General features: G+C 64.3%; 19 protein-coding genes. 6 read left to right on the forward strand and 13 right to left on the reverse strand.

Features of this window, described 5'->3' with window-relative positions; genetic code table 11:
• Window positions 1–241 precede the first annotated feature (241 nt).
• A complete protein-coding gene (locus GWG67_RS31520) occupies window positions 242–955 on the forward strand; it encodes a hypothetical protein (protein ID WP_275173383.1) in 714 nt (237 codons plus the stop codon).
• Between the two features lie 430 nt (window positions 956–1,385).
• A complete protein-coding gene (locus GWG67_RS31525) occupies window positions 1,386–2,375 on the forward strand; it encodes a putative zinc-binding metallopeptidase (protein WP_275173386.1) in 990 nt (329 codons plus the stop codon).
• A 23-nt stretch (window positions 2,376–2,398) separates the two neighbouring features.
• Here GWG67_RS31525 and GWG67_RS31530 read toward each other — a convergent pair whose 3' ends face one another.
• Window positions 2,399–3,250 carry an alpha/beta fold hydrolase gene (locus GWG67_RS31530; RefSeq protein WP_275173388.1) on the reverse strand — a complete coding sequence of 284 codons (852 nt, stop codon included), beginning with the start codon at window positions 3,248–3,250 and terminating at the stop codon, window positions 2,399–2,401.
• A gap of 127 nt (window positions 3,251–3,377) precedes the next feature.
• On the opposite strand from GWG67_RS31530, the gene GWG67_RS31535 reads away from it, so the two are divergent.
• Window positions 3,378–3,995 carry an ABATE domain-containing protein gene (locus GWG67_RS31535; protein ID WP_275173390.1) on the forward strand — a complete coding sequence of 206 codons (618 nt, stop codon included), beginning with the start codon at window positions 3,378–3,380 and terminating at the stop codon, window positions 3,993–3,995.
• Window positions 3,996–4,123: 128 nt separating this feature from the next.
• Window positions 4,124–5,056: a LysM peptidoglycan-binding domain-containing protein gene (locus GWG67_RS31540; RefSeq protein ID WP_275173392.1), complete on the forward strand. Its 933-nt coding sequence runs from the start codon at window positions 4,124–4,126 to the stop codon at window positions 5,054–5,056.
• A 68-nt stretch (window positions 5,057–5,124) separates the two neighbouring features.
• On the opposite strand, the gene GWG67_RS31545 is transcribed toward GWG67_RS31540, so the two are convergent.
• From GWG67_RS31545 to GWG67_RS31565, 5 genes are all read right to left on the reverse strand, one after another.
• Complete coding sequence (locus tag GWG67_RS31545) at window positions 5,125–5,394, reverse strand: hypothetical protein (protein ID WP_275173394.1); 270 nt, start codon at window positions 5,392–5,394, stop codon at window positions 5,125–5,127.
• Window positions 5,395–5,399: 5 nt separating this feature from the next.
• On the reverse strand, window positions 5,400–5,639 hold the full coding sequence (locus GWG67_RS31550; RefSeq protein WP_275173396.1) for a hypothetical protein: 240 nt from the start codon (window positions 5,637–5,639) through the stop codon (window positions 5,400–5,402).
• A gap of 27 nt (window positions 5,640–5,666) precedes the next feature.
• Window positions 5,667–5,984 carry a hypothetical protein gene (locus tag GWG67_RS31555; RefSeq protein ID WP_275173398.1) on the reverse strand — a complete coding sequence of 106 codons (318 nt, stop codon included), beginning with the start codon at window positions 5,982–5,984 and terminating at the stop codon, window positions 5,667–5,669.
• 117 nt (window positions 5,985–6,101) lie between these two features.
• On the reverse strand, window positions 6,102–6,557 hold the full coding sequence (locus GWG67_RS31560) for an Hsp20 family protein (RefSeq protein ID WP_275173555.1): 456 nt from the start codon (window positions 6,555–6,557) through the stop codon (window positions 6,102–6,104).
• Between the two features lie 231 nt (window positions 6,558–6,788).
• Window positions 6,789–7,862 carry a tartrate dehydrogenase gene (locus GWG67_RS31565; RefSeq protein ID WP_275173400.1) on the reverse strand — a complete coding sequence of 358 codons (1,074 nt, stop codon included), beginning with the start codon at window positions 7,860–7,862 and terminating at the stop codon, window positions 6,789–6,791.
• Window positions 7,863–7,995: 133 nt separating this feature from the next.
• Here GWG67_RS31565 and GWG67_RS31570 point away from each other — a divergent pair, with 133 nt between their 5' ends.
• Entirely contained in the window at window positions 7,996–8,913 is a 918-nt protein-coding gene (locus GWG67_RS31570; RefSeq protein ID WP_275173402.1) for a LysR substrate-binding domain-containing protein, read from the forward strand.
• 37 nt (window positions 8,914–8,950) lie between these two features.
• Entirely contained in the window at window positions 8,951–9,775 is an 825-nt protein-coding gene (locus GWG67_RS31575) for an aspartate dehydrogenase (RefSeq protein ID WP_275173404.1), read from the forward strand.
• Window positions 9,776–9,778: 3 nt separating this feature from the next.
• On the opposite strand, the gene GWG67_RS31580 is transcribed toward GWG67_RS31575, so the two are convergent.
• The 7 genes from GWG67_RS31580 to GWG67_RS31610 form a co-directional block, all read right to left on the reverse strand.
• A complete protein-coding gene (locus GWG67_RS31580; protein ID WP_275173406.1) occupies window positions 9,779–11,083 on the reverse strand; it encodes a sorbosone dehydrogenase family protein in 1,305 nt (434 codons plus the stop codon).
• A gap of 142 nt (window positions 11,084–11,225) precedes the next feature.
• On the reverse strand, window positions 11,226–11,435 hold the full coding sequence (locus GWG67_RS31585; protein ID WP_275173407.1) for a hypothetical protein: 210 nt from the start codon (window positions 11,433–11,435) through the stop codon (window positions 11,226–11,228).
• Window positions 11,436–11,682: 247 nt separating this feature from the next.
• Window positions 11,683–12,309 (reverse strand): isoprenylcysteine carboxylmethyltransferase family protein, encoded by a 627-nt coding sequence (locus GWG67_RS31590; protein ID WP_007600907.1) that lies wholly within the window; start codon window positions 12,307–12,309, stop codon window positions 11,683–11,685.
• Window positions 12,310–12,339: 30 nt separating this feature from the next.
• A complete protein-coding gene (locus GWG67_RS31595) occupies window positions 12,340–13,371 on the reverse strand; it encodes an NAD-dependent epimerase/dehydratase family protein (RefSeq protein WP_275173409.1) in 1,032 nt (343 codons plus the stop codon).
• 29 nt (window positions 13,372–13,400) lie between these two features.
• Window positions 13,401–13,937, reverse strand: coding sequence for an Mpo1-like protein (locus GWG67_RS31600; protein ID WP_342761069.1), 537 nt, complete (start codon window positions 13,935–13,937; stop codon window positions 13,401–13,403).
• Between the two features lie 154 nt (window positions 13,938–14,091).
• Window positions 14,092–14,763 (reverse strand): OmpA family protein, encoded by a 672-nt coding sequence (locus GWG67_RS31605; protein WP_275173413.1) that lies wholly within the window; start codon window positions 14,761–14,763, stop codon window positions 14,092–14,094.
• Window positions 14,763–15,179, reverse strand: a complete 417-nt coding sequence (locus tag GWG67_RS31610; protein ID WP_275173415.1) for a hypothetical protein — start codon at window positions 15,177–15,179, stop codon at window positions 14,763–14,765. The genes GWG67_RS31605 and GWG67_RS31610 overlap by 1 nt, the downstream gene beginning before the upstream one ends.
• Window positions 15,180–15,203: the final 24 nt, after the last annotated feature.

Here is a 15,203-nt window from a genome sequence, read left to right on the forward strand (position 1 = left end):
GGCTGGAACCAGCCGTGAGGGGCGGGTCAGCGGAGCCCTGAGATAGGAAGGCCCTTGCGTGGCTGCAATTAGCCGGAGAGAAATGGCCTCAAAACAGGCCTTTCCGTGGTAGGTTTCGGGCAAGTGTTGCGCGATGGTCACGGCTCGCGGCTAAGATCGTCGTTCACGCGGCTCTTTGTTGCGTCTGCGAGCAGGCCATGGCTACGATTCCGATCGAAGCATATTCCCAGGGAAAAGATCGATGAGACCGAACGGCCGTCATACCGCCGGCGCCAGCCAGTTGTCCGCCCTCCGTGCGTGGGCGATGGGCCTGCTTCTGCTGTCAGCTGTTGCCATCAGCCCGACCTCCGCCAAGGCGGCGCCGAGCCAGGCTGCGGTCGCGACCACGCATGTCTACCTGCTCCGCGGCGTGCTCAACATCTTCTCGCTCGGGCTCGACACGATCGGCGCCCGCCTCCAGGCGCAGGGCATCCCGGTGACCGTCGCGAATTTCGTGTCCTGGTCCTCGCTCGCGGACGAGGCGGCTGCCGCCTACAAGGCCGGCCGGCTCAAGACCATCGTGCTGGTCGGGCACTCCTCCGGCGCGACCGCGCTGCCGGACATGATCGCCAAGCTCAACCGTCTTGGCGTTCCCGTGAAACTCGCGGTCGGGCTCGACTCCGTGTTCAAGACCAAGCTGTCGACCGGCGCTGAACGCTACATCAACATCTATATCGGCGACGGCCCCGGCGAGCCGGTGAAGCGCGCGGACGGGTTTCGCGGCAAGCTCGACAATGTCGACGTCCGCGGCTCCGGCGTCGGCCACATCTCGATCGACAAGAACGAGGCGATCCAGCGCCGCGTGATTGCCGAGATTGACGCCGCAATCATGCGCTCGCGCGCACCGGCTCCGGTTGCCGAACCCGGCGCGCCCAGGCCGGCGCGGTCGGCGGCGGCAACGGCTCCCCGGAACTAAGCCTTCCACGGCAAGCCGCTGAATTGACAATGCCGCCGTCACACCGACGGCGGCATTGTCGTATCTGCACAAGCCAGACGTCTCCACAAGACAACGCTTGAGCACCTGCCGGTAAGGAAGGGAACTCGGCACGCGATCTGGTGTTGTCACACCATGACAAGGAAACGAAACGTCGGCCCCATGGCGGTTCAGCCCGAGCGGGCTTGGGCCGGTCGACCTGTTTCCGAAAATGTCCTTGAGAAAAAGCCGCAGCCGCAATCGAGCCAGTTGAGCGCGACGCGAGCCGGCCTGTTGAGGCAGCACGCGCTCCGAACGCAGCGTGCGCTGCTCGCCGGCAACCGCGACGGTCGCAAGAGTTCCTCGAAGTACAAGAGTTCCTCGAATTGACAGGCCGGTTTTCCGGTGTGCCGTCTGTCTGGGGCCAGTCCACGTGAAGTTTTTTCAGTGCCCGTCATGCCGCCATCCTGTCTCGTTCGAGCACGTCGCGTGCGCGAATTGCAGCACCGAGCTGGCGTTCGATTCCTCGCGCATCGAGATGACGAAACTTGCATCCCATCAAGCTTGCCGGAATCGCGAGATCATCGGCTGCAACTGGTGTGTCGAGGGCGCGGACTGGTATTGCAACTCGTGCCGCCTCACGCGCACGATTCCAAACCTCGGCAGCACCAGAAACATCATGCTCTGGCGCCGTATGGAGGAAGCCAAGCGCCGCCTTCTCTATGATCTCGGTCGCCTCAGGCTTCCTCTCGCATCCCGCACCGGCGAACAATTGGCCTTCGACATTCTCTCGGACGAAGTCAGTCCGATCCTGACGGGGCATCTCTCGGGCCTGATCACGCTCAACCTTGCGGAGGCCGACGATGTCGAGCGAGAATCTCGCCGTGTCGCATTCCGGGAGCCGTACCGCACGTTGCTCGGGCATTTCCGGCACGAGATCGGTCACTTCTATTGGGACCTGCTCGTTGACGGCACGACATTCCAGGCCCCGTTCAAGCTGATCTTCGGTGACCAGGCGCAGGACTACCAGGCCGCGATCAACACCTATTACAGCCGCGCCGATCGTTCATACGACCGAAGCGGCTTCATCAGCGAATACGCCACGTCCCATCCCTGGGAAGATTGGGCGGAAACGTTCGCGCATTTCCTGCATATCGTGTCGACGCTCGACTCGCTGGCAGGTTTGCCGTTGTCGCTGGACGAGCGCGCCCGCCAGACCCTGACGGATCCCTATCTCGAGAGCGACTTCGAGGCGCTCCTGGCCCTGTGGATGCCGCTTGCTCGGAGCATCAACGAACTCAACCGCTCGCTCGGGATGAGCGACGCGTATCCCTTCGACATATCGCCGGCGGTCAAAGGCAAGCTGCATCTCGTCCACATGGCGATCAGCGCATTCCGCGATCAGCAGAGCCTAGCGGCGTAAACGTCGCGGCGGACAGCCCCCCGCTACGTCAGGAAGGCGCGAATGGAATCCGCGATCTCCTTCGCGTGCGTCTCCAGCGCGAAATGACCGGTGTCAAAGAACTGCACCTGGGCGTTCGGATTGTCGCGCTTGAATGCCTCGGCGCCGGGCGGAATGAAGAATGGATCGTTCTTGCCCCAGACCGCGAGGAACGGCGGCTTGTGCGTGCGGAAATACTCCTGGAAGGCGGGATAGAGCACGACGTTGCTCTTGTAGTCGCCCATAAGATCGAGCTGCACGTCGTCCGCGCCCGGGCGCGCAAGGTAGAAATTGTCGAGATTTTGCCCGTCCGGTGACACGGTCGTCGGATCGGGGACCCCATGCGTGTACTGCCAGCGCGTCGCTTCCGGCGTGAGGAAGGCGCGCAGCGCATCGCGATTGGCGGGCGACGGATCCTGCCAATAGGCCCTGATCGGTGTCCAGCCCTCACTCAGGCCATCCACATAGGCGTTGCCGTTCTGCGAGATGATCGCCGTGATCCGCTCGGGGTGACTGAGCGCAAGCCGGAAACCTGTCGGCGCGCCGTAGTCGAAGACGTAGACGGCGAACCGGTCGAAGCCGATCACTTCGGTGAAGCGTTCGATCACGCGTGCGAAATTGTCGAACGTGTAACGGAAGCTTTCGCGCGAAGGCATGTCGGACTGGCCGAAGCCCGGAAGGTCGGGCGCCACGATATGAAATCTGTCTGCAAGCAACGGAATGAGGTCACGAAACATGTGACCTGCGCTGGGGAAGCCGTGCAGCAGCAGGAGTTTTGGCGCGCCGACAGTACCGGCCTCGCGATAGGCCACCTTGAATCCGTCGACATCCGCGCTGCGGTACGTGATTGAGGCCATGACATTCTCCATTGGAAGTAACCTTTTAGAAGGTTTTTAAGAGGTTACTATCCGCCGTCGTAACTTGTCAATGGCATCTTAACTGGTTATCTACGTCCATGTTCTCCCGATCGGCCAAGGACCGCTCATGGACCGCCCGCCCGCCATGTTCATCGCCGACTCGCTCGGCCTCGACTTCCTCAACTCGGTGGCGACGCCGGTCGATACGCCAATGGACTGGATCGACGATGGTGACGGCCTGATCGACTGGCTGGCGCAGGCAAAGCTGGTGCGGGCGGATGATCTGCACGCGCTGACGGCGCGCGCCACGCCGGACGAGCTGGACAAGGTCGCGGATCAGGCGCGCGCCTTGCGCGAATGGTTCAGGGGGTTCGTGCGCAAGCATGCAGGCCGGCCGCTCACGACGGACGCACTGCGCGAGCTCGGTCCGTTGAACAGCCTGCTGGAGCGCGACGAAGCGTTCAGCCGGATCGAGCCCGGGCATGACGATGGCGGCGCTCTCGCACTGCGAATGAAGCGGCGCTGGCGAACGCCGGAAGCGCTATTGCTGCCGGTTGGCGAAGCCATGGCGAAGTTCGTATGCGAGGAGGACTTTTCGAACGTCAAGGCATGCGAGGGTCACAACTGCACCATGCTGTTCGCCGACCACACGCGCAGGCGCGCGCGACGATGGTGCATCATGGCGGTCTGCGGCAACCGCGCGAAACAGGCCGCGCACCGCAGCAGGCTCAAGACCATGCAGTAACTGGGCGTCGAGATGCGTGAATCAGCGCGGATCGAGCCCCGGTTCCGTGCCCCAAATTCCACCCAATCGGTCGTCACTAAGCGCCTTTGGGGGAGGCTGCAGCCTCCCGGAGTGGGACTGCTGGACTGATGATCGATTTGAGGCGACTCCTCGCGGTGGCAGCCGTTGCGCTGCTCGCCTTGGGCATCGGGACGGCCGTTGCCTCACCCGCCAAGACGAAGCCCACGGCGACCGCACCCGCCGCGCCACCGCCCCCACCGTTCGAGCCGTTGCCCCCGCCGAAAATCTACCTGTTCCGTGGCGCCATGGGGCCGTTCTTCTCCACCGGTATGGACCGGCTCGAAGAGAAGCTGACGCAGGCCGGCTTTTCGGCCAACGTCTATGAATTCACCATCTGCCGATGGATCGGCGATCGTGCCATCTCCAGCTACAAGGAAACGCCGGCGCCGATCGTGCTGATCGGGCATTCGATGGGCGGGCTCTGCTCGATCGTCATCTCCGAGATGGCGGCCAAGGAGAACGTCCCGATCAGCCTCGTCATCACCATCGATCCCGCGCATGCGACCGGCGACGTGCCGCTCAATGTCGAGCGCTTCATCAACATCTATCTCTCCGACAGCGTGCTCGGCGGCGGCAACGTGGTCGCGGTGCCGGGCTATCGCGGTCACTATGCGAGCTATGATTTGAAGGAGAACGCGCGCGTCAGCCACATCAACATCGAGAAGTCCGACGACATCCATCGTCAGATCGTCGACATGGTCACGCAGTTGCCGCGCATTCCGCCCCAGACGCAGGTCGATGCCGTGCCGCTGCGCTATCTCGTGCCGGCGAATACGCTCGTCGAATTGTGGGACAGTGGCGTGCGGCTACCGGTGCGCCGCGGCGATACCATGGAGAGCATCGCGGCAGCCAATCGCGTGCCGCTGTGGTCGCTGGCGCAGAGCAATTCGCTGCCGGAGAACGCGACGCTTACCCCCGGCCAGTCCATCATCGTCCCGCGCCACCTGACGCCGCCGGAGCCGACAGCCGCCATGGCAACCCCACCGCCCGCACGGCGGTAAGCGGCCGGCAACGGAGATGGCCGGGATGGAGCTTGGCTGCAGCCAGGCACCATCCCTCGCGGCCCCTGTCATTCACGCATCTTGTGCCGCGGCAGCCATCCTGATGCGGGTGTCGCCAATGAGGAGCGAGCCGTGGCGGAAGCCCGGCCCGCCGGGCGATAGGGCGCGGCGAGAAGCATCAGAAACAACGCCCTTTCAGCCGCATATTTGGCGGCGGGGCGGCCATTTTCGAAGCCGTGCATGACCAGGCGTCCTTCCGTCGTGCAGACACGCCATCGCCATCTCCGTCGACCGCATTTCTTCAGGAATACTTCGAACGTCGGGAGCTGTTCGGGCATGTCGATTACCCGTGGCTGCTTGCCGCCAAGCGCGTGGTTGCGTTCCCCATTCCTCGGTTCGGAGCCTGAAAGGTGAGCGGAAAGGCGGAGACGGCGAGCTTCTCGATCGCCGAGCGTTCCTCCGACACACGTCTCTCGATGAACCGCCGTTCGAACTCGGTCAGCTCAGTCTTGAGCAACCGCTGATAGCGGCTGATGTTGCTGCGGTGGCCGCGTAACAAGGCCAGCTCTTCATCGACCATCATCGCAATCCCCGTTGAGCTGTGTTTTGCCTAGGCTGCGAGGCCGGTTCGTTCGACGGATCGCGTGCGGGCCGGCTTGCCGCCCGGAGGTCCCTTCGGATGGTGGTCGAGGCTCGCGAGCGCTTCCAGAATTTCGTCGATCGTGACGGCCTTGCCCGAGCCGGGCAGCTCCCGCAATGTCGGACTCGAGGCGACACTGGCTGCGTCCGAAGCCCAGGACGCGAGGACCGCGCGCTTCTCGCCGATCGACAGAGTTGGGTCGGCTAGGACGTCGCGGGGATGATCATAGACAGAGCCAGGGTGCAGTATCGCGTTCAGATCGATGATGTTGTCGACATGATCGAGCATGAGAGGTCCTCCTCCTTTCTCTAAACCTCTGACTTGCATTCGGGTACGCGGTCGAAGGCCATGGGCGATCCCACCCGACCATCGGGCGGGATCACGCAGGTCTCCGACAGACCGAATTCAAGCGGCTTTGCCTTCGAGTTGATGCACGTTGCCGGACGGCGCGGCATTGATGGCAATTCGCCGCGGCTTCATGGCTTCAGGGATTTCCCGGACCAGTTCGATCTTGAGCAGACCGTTCTCGAACGAGGCGCTGTGCACCTGAACATAATCGGCCAGGTTAAACTGCCGCTTGAACGGCCGCGCGGAAATGCCCCGGTAGAGATATTCGCGTTCGGTTCGGTCCGGCTTGTTTCCCTCGACGGTTACCGCGTTCTGCTCGGCAGTCACCGTGACCTCGTTGGGTGCAAAGCCCGCAATCGCAAGCGAAATCTGGTAGCGATCCTCGCCGATCCGCTCGATGTTGTAGGGGGGATAGTTGTCCTCGCCGGCACGCTGTGCCGTTTCAACGAGGTCGAAAAGGCGGTCGAAGCCAACGGTCGAACGCCACAAGGGGGAGAAGTCGTAAGTGCGCATAGCCAGATCCTCCAAGGAGCAAAATGGATACGAATGACACCGGACACGACCGGTGCCCGTCTCAGCTTCCCGACCCACCAGGCGTCGGGAACGCCACCTCTCGGCGGCAGCGGAAAAATAAAAAAAGCCTGTTTTGGTTTCAAGAGGGGGTCTGGAAATTTTTTGGAATCCCTGGCGCTTCCCGCGCCAACCCTCCCCCGCAGAACGGGGGAGGGAGGAGACGCACCTCGACTAGACGTTCGATCCGTGGATCGCGTCGATCACGGCATCCGTCACGTCCTTTGTCGTCGCCTTGCCGCCGACATCTGGCGTGAGCACGCCGGCTGCACATACTTTCTCCACCGCTGCCATCAACCGCACCGCCGCGTCCTTCTCGCCGAGATGCTCCAGCATCTGTGCGCCGGTCCAGAACGTCGCGACCGGGTTGGCGATGCCCTTGCCGGTGATGTCGAAGGCCGAGCCGTGGATCGGCTCGAACATCGAGGGGAAGCGGCGCTGCGGGTCGATATTGGCGGTCGGCGCGACGCCGAGGCTTCCCGCCAACGCCCCTGCCAGGTCGGAGAGGATGTCGGCGTGCAAATTGGTTGCAACGATGGTGTCGAGGCTCTTCGGATGCAGCGTCATGCGCACCGTCATGGCGTCGACCAGCATCTTGTCCCAGGTCACATCAGGGAATTCGGCCGCGACCTCGGCGGCGATCTCGTCCCACATCACCATGCCATGGCGCTGCGCGTTCGACTTGGTCACCACGGTCAGGAACTTGCGCGGGCGCGACTGCGCGAGCTCGAACGCATAGCGCATGATCCGCGTCACGCCGACGCGGGTGAACACCGCGACCTCGGTGCCGACCTCTTCGGGAAGACCTCTGTGGGCGCGACCACCCATGCCGGCATTTTCGCCTTCCGAGTTCTCGCGCACGATCACCCAGTCGAGGTCGCCGACGCCGACATTGCGAAGCGGCGAGGCGACGCCCGGCAAGATCTTGGTAGGCCGCACATTGGCGTATTGGTCGAAGCCCTGGCAGATCGGCAGCCGCAGGCCCCAGAGCGTGATGTGGTCGGGGACGTCGGGCGCACCGACCGCGCCGAAATAGATTGCGTCGAACTTCTTCAACTCGGCGAGGCCGTCGGCCGGCATCATCACGCCGTGCTTCTTGTAATAGTCCGACCCCCAGTCGAACGTCTTGATGTTGAACGCGAGGTCGCCGCTGCGTTTGGCCAGCGCCTCCAGCACGCGGACGCCGGCCGAGATGACCTCGGGGCCGATGCCGTCGGCGGGGATCGCTGCAATCGAGTGGGTGCGCATGAGGATACTCCGTCCAGATGTCGGTGGGATTGCGTGACGCTAGCGAGCCTAGGCGGGGAGTGGCAGGGACTCAATTGGCGCTGGTTTATACAAAAAAATGATATAATCCCGCCACAGGATCAGGGGACGGTGAATGGAATTGCATCAGTTGCGATGCTTCGTGGCGGCGGCCGAGCAGTTGCATTTCGGCCGCGCGGCGCAGCATCTCCAGATGCTGCCCTCCGCACTCGGCCGCCAGATCAAGCTGCTGGAGCAGGATCTGGATACGCGGCTGTTCGCGCGGACGACGCGTGCGGTATCGCTGACGGAAGATGGCGCGACGCTGCTGCGCGATGCCCGTGCCATCCTCGCCCGCGTCGAGGCGGTCGAGAGCAATCTGCGCAATCGCTCGCGCGCGGGGGCTGCTCGAAAACTCCGGGTCGGCGCCATCGACAGTGCTGCGGCGGGACTGTTGCCGGCCTTGCTACGCGATTTTCGCGCAAAGCATCCTGAGATCGCGGTCCAGCTTCTGGAGGAGAAGACCGTCCGGCTGCTGCCAAAGATTCTGACCGGCGCGCTCGATCTCGCCTTCGTGCGCCCGCCGGCTCAGCGGGACAAGCGGCTCGACTTCCGCGATCTGCTGCAGGAGAGCGCCATCGTGGCGTTCCCGCAGCGCCACGCGCTGGCCAAACGCAAGTCGATCACGCTGGCGGAGATCGCCGAGGAGGCGATGCTGGTGCCGGACCGTCGCTCGCGGCCGCACAGTCACGACCTTACGATAGAATTGTTCGAACAGGCAGGCCTCACGCCGCGCATCGTGCAGGTCGCCGACGAGAAGCAGACCATCATCAATCTCGTCGCAACCAGGCTCGGGGTCGCGATCGTGCCGCGCTGGTCCACGCGGATGGCGGTATCAGGCGTGCGCTTCGTGCCGCTGCGGCCCAAGCAGATCGGGCCCGTCGGCCGGCTGCCGCTCGCTGCCGCATGGCTGCGCGGCTCGCGTGATCCGGCCCGTGACGCCATGCTGTCCGTGCTCGAGACGCGTCTGCGCAGCTATGCGCGCGACGCCTGAGGCGCTATGACATCGGCTGGACGAGAGGGGTGATGCGATGATTGAACCGAGAGCTTCGAACCAATTGCGGGTTGCCATCGCGGGGCTCGGCTCGATCGGCACCAAAATCGCCATGGCGCTCGATCAGGGCATCGAGGGATTGACGCTCTCTGCCGTGGCGGTGCGCGATCCCGCAAAGCATCAGAAATTGCTCGCCAGCCTGCGTCGTCCGCCATCCGTGCTGCCGATCGACCAGCTCGGCGACGCCGCCGACATTGTGGTCGAATGCGCGCCGAGCAGCCAACTCCGCGCGATTGTCGAGCCCGCGGTGAAGCGCGGCAAGGCCGCGGTCGTCGTCAGCGTCGGTGGGCTGCTCGACAATTTCGATCTTGTCGATCTCGCCCGCGCCAATGGCGGCCGCATCCTCGTGCCGACCGGCGCGCTGATCGGGCTCGACGCCGTCAACGCGGCCGCGATCGGCACCATTCATTCGGTGAAGATGGTCACGCGCAAGCCGATCGACGGCTTGAAGGGCGCGCCGTTCATCGTCCGGAACAACATCGATATCGACAATCTGCGCGAGCCGCTCAAGCTGTTCGAAGGCACCGCGCGCGAAGCTGCAAAAGGATTTCCGGCCAATCTCAACGTTGCGGTCGCGCTGTCGCTCGCGGGCGTCGGGCCGGATCGCACCCAGGTGCAGATCTGGGCCGACCCGACCGTGACGCGCAATGTTCATCGCATCGAAGTCGAGGCGGATTCGGCGCGCTTCTCGATGGGAATCGAGAACATCCCCTCCGAGAATCCCAAGACCGGGTTGATCACGGCGCTGTCCGTAATCGCCCTGCTCCGCAAGCAGCGCGCCACGCTCAGTATTGGAACGTGACCGCTACGCCCCCGTCACGCGCCAGATCACGTTGCCGACGTCGTCGGCCATCAGCAGCGACTTCTTGTCGGGACCGATCGCGACGCCGACCGGGCGGCCGTAGGATTCTCTTTCGTCGGGCGCCAGGAAGCCCGACAGGATGTCGCGTGCGGGACCCGAAGGCTTTCCGTTCTCGAACGGGATGAACACCAGCTTGTAGCCGGACAGCGTGCTGCGATTCCATGAGCCGTGCTGGCCGATCGCCATGCCGTCCGGGAAGCCCGGCAGCGTGCCCGCGGGCATCCAGCACAGACCGAGCGAGGCGGTATGGCCGCCGAGCGCATAGTCCGGCGTGAGCGCCTTGGCGACCATCGCCGGATCCTGCGGCACGCGGTCGTCCACGGTCTTGCCCCAGTAGCAATAGGGCCAGCCGTAGAAGCCGCCATCGCGCACCGAGGTCAGATAGTCCGGCGGCGTTTCGTCGCCGAGGCCGTCGCGCTCGTTGACGACCGTCCAGAGCACGTTGGTGTTCGGCTCCCAGGCGAGACCGACCGGGTTGCGCAGGCCGGCGCCGAAGATGCGGTGCGTGCCGGCGACGAGGTCGAGCTCGTAGACCGCGGCGCGGCCTTCCTCGACCTCCATGCCCATCTCGGCGATGTTGCTGAGCGAGCCGACGCCGGCATAGAGCTTTTTGCCGTCGGGGCTTGCGAGCAGGCTGCGGGTCCAGTGGCCGCTCGGCTTGAAATTGGTGAGGCGCTTGCCCGGCGCGGTGATGCAATCGGCATTCGCCACGTACGGGAAGGCCATCACACCGTCGGTGTTGCCGACATAGAAGCTGTCGCCGACCAGCGCCATGCCGAACGGCTGGCTGAGATTTTCCATGAACGCGCCGCGATACTCCGCGACGCCATCGCCATCCTTGTCGCGCAGAAGCGTGATGCGGTTGGCGCTGACGCCGAGCGCGGCTGCGCGCCGCATCGTCGCCTGCATCGCGTAATGAAACACCGACCTCGGGGCCCCCGCGATCTGCGTTGCCTCCGCGATCAGCACGTCGCCATTGGGCAGCACCTCGATCCAGCGCGGATGGTCGAGGCCGGTTGCGAACGCGTTGACCTTGAGCCCGGGCGCGACCGTCGGCTTCTGTCCTTCGCTCCAGCCCCGCGCCGTCGGCATCTTCAGTGTCGGGATGGCGCCCTGCGGCTTTGCTTCGGGAATCGCGGGCGACTGGCCCCAGGCCGGCGCAGGCACGGTGCCCGACAGCTTTCGCCATTGCAGCGCGATGCCACCGAGAAGCGCAACGAACTGCGCAAAGATGCTGGAAAAAGTCATGAGAGGCCCCTGTTTGCGCGCGCATCCAACGGGCTGACGGGGCCGACGTCAACCTGTGCGACGGGCCGCGGGGCTCTATTCCCGTGGAATGGCAGCCGTTCGAATTTGCATGGGACGAATGCCGACAGGCTAGGCCCGGAGATCAGCGGCCGATCTGCCGCTCCGCCCGGCGCGCTGCGCGAAAGTCATCCAGCTGGTGGATGTTCGGCGCCAGCGCCGCCTCTCTGGAGAGGAGATGATAGACTCGCGCGACCGTGCGCTGCTTCTGCTTCGGCCGCCCGGGCGGCAGCGCCCGCGCCTTGCGGACGGCGGCGATCGCGTGCTCGCGGAAATAATCGTAGGCGTCGGACATGGCTCGATGCTCTGCGGTGTGTGGCAGGTATCGAGGGCTAACGGGCTGGAGGGAGGGCAGTTCCTCTGGCTGTCGTCCCGGGCTAGTGCGCAACTGCGCACGGGGGCCGGGACCCATACCGCGGAATCCATCGTTTGCAGATGGCAGAAGTACCGAAGCGACGAGTCTTCGCCAAACCGCAGCCTGTGGTTATGGGTCCCGGCCTCCGCCGGGACGACATCGAATGTGGGGCGCGTTCCCCGCGCCCTCAGCGCGGCGACAGGAACGGAATGATCATCGGCACGCGGCGGCAATAGGCGCCGTAGGCGTCTTCGCCGAGCTCCTTGGACAGGAACACTTCTTCCATACGGCCCTTCTGCCACATCCCGAGCGAGATCAGGATCGCGCCGAGCATCGCAGTCACGGTGCCGACCGCGATGCCGGTCACCAGCATGCCGAGGATCAGGCCGGTGTAGATCGGATGACGCACGATGCCGTACGGACCCGTGTCGATGACGCGGTGGTCTTGCTTGTGAGTGATGGTGTTGGACCAGAACTGTCCGAGATGCAGCCGACCCCACCAGGTGAAGGAGATGCCGGCCAGCACGATCAGCGCCACGACATAGACGGCTGTATTGCTGAACACCCAGAGCGGCTTCTCGCCGAGCACCTCGGCGGTCCAGGGCGTGAACAGGATGCCGCCGACCAGGATCGGGATGCGATAGCGGCCGGACTCCAGCGTCATCACCTGCTTCTGGGTGCGGCCCTGCCAGAACGAGGCGCCGACCCAGCTTGCGAGCCAGGCGAGCCAGATCAGGGCGAGCAGTTGCGTCGGCCAGGTCGTGGTCCAACCACCCCAGGCGACAGAGAGAAGCTTGCTGAAATCGAAGGACATGCGGAAAGGTTCTTTGGGTTGGGCGGCAGCTCAGCTGGCGCGCGAGGAGAGCGCGTGATGCTCGATGGCGCCGGAGGCAAGCGCGCCGCCGCGGGCGAGAAGATGGGTGATGGTTTCGCGCAGGACCGGCTCGATCGGGCGCGGCGCGTAGCCGAGTTCGGTGCGCGCCTTGCCGATCGAGAGGTCGCTCGCGGCGAGCGCGATGCGCACGCCCTCGGCGGTGCCGTTGGGCGGCCTGCGCGTGACGTGATCGGATAGATATTCGAGCATGATGCCCGACAACTCGGCCATCTTGCCGGGAACGACGACCGGGAATTGCCGGCGGCCGCTCATCGCGGACATCATCCGCAGAATCTGGCCGAGCCTGACGCAGTCGCCGCCGAGGATGTAGCGCTGGCCGTTACGCCCGCGTTCCATGGTCAGCACGAGGCCCATGGCAACGTCGCGGACGTCGACGAGATTGACCGGGAAGTCGAGATGCGGCTGCACCTTCTTCTGCAGGAAGTACCACAGCATCGCGGTCGGCGGCGTCAGATTATGGTCGGCGGCACCGATCGGCATCGTCGGCGTGCCGATCACCAGCGGAAAACCTTCAGCCGCGGCCTTCGCGGCGCAATGCTCGGCCAGCGATTTCGACCGCGTGTAGGCGCCCGGCATCGCATCGGCCGGCTGGAGCGCCTCTTCGGCGGGAACACCGTTGAGGTCGGAATAGGGGAACAGGATCGATTCCGTCGAGCAGTGCAGGAAGCGCGAGACGCCGCGCTTCATCGCGGCCGCGAGCACGATCTCCGTGCCGCGGCAATTGACGTCGTGAAAGGCTTGCTTGTCGGCGACCCACATGCCGGGCAGGCCAGCGAGGTGATAGACCTGATCGACACCCGCGATCGCGGCATCGACCGCGGCGCCGTCCAGCACCGAGCCCGTGGCATATTCAACGTCGGCATACGGCGTGGCCGGCGCACGGACATCGAGCACACGCACCCGCTGCCCACGGGCGCGGAGCGCTTCTACGAGATGATGTCCGATGAAGCCGCTGCCACCGGTAACCAGTACGAGAGCCATGCAGAAGGTTTGCTGTTTCGCGTTTAGAGCTATCGGGTTGAAAGGGAATTGGTCGGAACAGGCGCCAGAATCGCGGCAAGGTCGCGACGGAAGCCCAATGCAATGAATAATTTTGCCATGACAAACATCGGTCCAAGCAGAAAATGCGTGGGGTGGTCGACCATCGACGGCTGCCGCTCCTCGAAAACCTTGTGGCCGACGATCTGCGAAGCGACGCCAATTCCGATCAGCACCGCAAAAATCGACCACATCATGACGATCGAGACCTGATTGCCGATCGCGGTTGCGACCGAAAGCAGCACGATCATCGAGGCGAGGATGCCGAGCCCGATCCCGGCGTCCAGCATCAGCCAGTAGACCAGCACCGGCAGGGCAAGAATCACGGCGAGGCTCACCTCGATCCCGAACAGCGGGAAATGGACCAGCGTCAGCGGCAGCACGGCGCCGGTGAAGAGCAGGAGGATGCCGACCACGTGCATCGCGCAGTTCCAGGGATCGCGATGATATTCGACGTAGTCGGCCAGCTGGCGTTGAAAATAACTGGCCATCTCGGTCTCGTGCAGCATGGGGTCGGGAAGGGCGAAAAAAGCCTATAGCACCTGATAGGGCGGTGCACAAACCGGCGCGATTGTCGCGCGAAACCGCGCTGTTGCGCTGTGAGACAGGTCACAAAACGATCGGGACTTCAAAGGGTTCCGTCGGGCGCCGCGGCGCGTCCGCTCAGCGCTTCTTGGCGGGCTTTTTCGCCGCAGGCGCAGGTGTCGCAGCCGGATGCGCAGGCGCTTCCTCCGGTACCTTGGCGTAGGTCGCGATTTGCAACTGGCCGTTGACGGCCGAGCTTGGCCTGGCCCGGTCGAGAAACTGCTCCTCGCCGAGGCCGATCGGATGCAACCGCTTGGTCGAGATCTTGAACGTGTTCACCAGCACGTCGCGAATCGCGTCCGCCCGGCGCTGGCTCAGGATGGCGTTGGCCTCGCGCGTCTTCGCGTTGGATTCGACATGGCCGACGATCAGGAACGTGTAGGGCAGCAGTGAAGCATGGACCAGCGCGTCGGCGAGGCGGCCGACGGTCTGGTAGGACGCCGGCTGGATGATCGGCGTGTCGGCGTCGAACTGAATCTGCGCGGTGAAGGTCGGCAAATTGACCAGATCGGGCGCGATCAGCGGCCGGTTCACCGGACCCGGATCGTTCTTGATCCTGGCCTTGGCCCGCTCCATCACCTGCAGCTTCAGCGCGGGAAGATCGATCTCGGCGGGCTGTTCGAAATGGTTGAGCTTGCCGACGATGTCGTCGCGGGTCGGCGGCGCCGTCTGCGCTTGGGCTGCGCCCGCGAGCAAAGCGAGGCCGAGCGCGATGGATATTCCGGCGGTGAAAAGCCTGTTCGCCGGCATCACCGATACCCCGCGTCGTCGACGGCCTTCAGGCAGTTGTTGCTGATGCCTTTGGGCGTCGAGACCAGGCAGGGGACCGCCTTGCTGGTCTCCTTGGTCGAGCCGCCGCAGACCTTGACGATCTCGCGCTGGCAGGCGTTCGCCACCGTGACCCGGGCGGCGACGCGCTTCTGGATGGCATCGAAGGCGCCGAGATAGTCGCTCTGGCACTGCTGTGAGAGCACGTCGCGGTTGCGCGACAGGCACTCCTTCAGGCGGGTCGAATCCGGGTTGACGCCGCGGCAATTGGCGACGATTTCCGCACCGCAACTTTTCGCCAGCATCCCGATCGAATCGCCAAAGCTCATGGTCTCCGCCGCTGCAAGCGACGGCATAACCAATGCCAGTACGATCAGTGTGATGGAGCCCCGGACCATGGCCGCATCTGATACGGGGAAGTT

This window comes from Bradyrhizobium sp. CSS354 (assembly GCF_029051725.1).
GTDB lineage: Bacteria > Pseudomonadota > Alphaproteobacteria > Rhizobiales > Xanthobacteraceae > Bradyrhizobium.

Bases quoted from the DNA above. Each gene is read 5' to 3' on its own strand.
- GWG67_RS31520 (WP_275173383.1), top strand. From the start codon at position 242: ATGAGACCGAACGGCCGTCATACCGCCGGCGCCAGCCAGTTGTCCGCC.
- GWG67_RS31530 (WP_275173388.1), bottom strand. From the start codon at position 3,250: ATGGCCTCAATCACGTACCGCAGCGCGGATGTCGACGGATTCAAGGTG.
- GWG67_RS31535 (WP_275173390.1), top strand. From the start codon at position 3,378: ATGGACCGCCCGCCCGCCATGTTCATCGCCGACTCGCTCGGCCTCGAC.
- GWG67_RS31540 (WP_275173392.1), top strand. From the start codon at position 4,124: ATGATCGATTTGAGGCGACTCCTCGCGGTGGCAGCCGTTGCGCTGCTC.
- GWG67_RS31545 (WP_275173394.1), bottom strand. From the start codon at position 5,394: ATGCCCGAACAGCTCCCGACGTTCGAAGTATTCCTGAAGAAATGCGGT.
- GWG67_RS31550 (WP_275173396.1), bottom strand. From the start codon at position 5,639: ATGATGGTCGATGAAGAGCTGGCCTTGTTACGCGGCCACCGCAGCAAC.
- GWG67_RS31555 (WP_275173398.1), bottom strand. From the start codon at position 5,984: ATGCTCGATCATGTCGACAACATCATCGATCTGAACGCGATACTGCAC.
- GWG67_RS31560 (WP_275173555.1), bottom strand. From the start codon at position 6,557: ATGCGCACTTACGACTTCTCCCCCTTGTGGCGTTCGACCGTTGGCTTC.
- GWG67_RS31565 (WP_275173400.1), bottom strand. From the start codon at position 7,862: ATGCGCACCCACTCGATTGCAGCGATCCCCGCCGACGGCATCGGCCCC.
- GWG67_RS31570 (WP_275173402.1), top strand. From the start codon at position 7,996: ATGGAATTGCATCAGTTGCGATGCTTCGTGGCGGCGGCCGAGCAGTTG.
- GWG67_RS31575 (WP_275173404.1), top strand. From the start codon at position 8,951: ATGATTGAACCGAGAGCTTCGAACCAATTGCGGGTTGCCATCGCGGGG.
- GWG67_RS31580 (WP_275173406.1), bottom strand. From the start codon at position 11,083: ATGACTTTTTCCAGCATCTTTGCGCAGTTCGTTGCGCTTCTCGGTGGC.
- GWG67_RS31585 (WP_275173407.1), bottom strand. From the start codon at position 11,435: ATGTCCGACGCCTACGATTATTTCCGCGAGCACGCGATCGCCGCCGTC.
- GWG67_RS31590 (WP_007600907.1), bottom strand. From the start codon at position 12,309: ATGTCCTTCGATTTCAGCAAGCTTCTCTCTGTCGCCTGGGGTGGTTGG.
- GWG67_RS31595 (WP_275173409.1), bottom strand. From the start codon at position 13,371: ATGGCTCTCGTACTGGTTACCGGTGGCAGCGGCTTCATCGGACATCAT.
- GWG67_RS31600 (WP_342761069.1), bottom strand. From the start codon at position 13,937: ATGCTGCACGAGACCGAGATGGCCAGTTATTTTCAACGCCAGCTGGCC.
- GWG67_RS31605 (WP_275173413.1), bottom strand. From the start codon at position 14,763: ATGCCGGCGAACAGGCTTTTCACCGCCGGAATATCCATCGCGCTCGGC.
- GWG67_RS31610 (WP_275173415.1), bottom strand. From the start codon at position 15,179: ATGGTCCGGGGCTCCATCACACTGATCGTACTGGCATTGGTTATGCCG.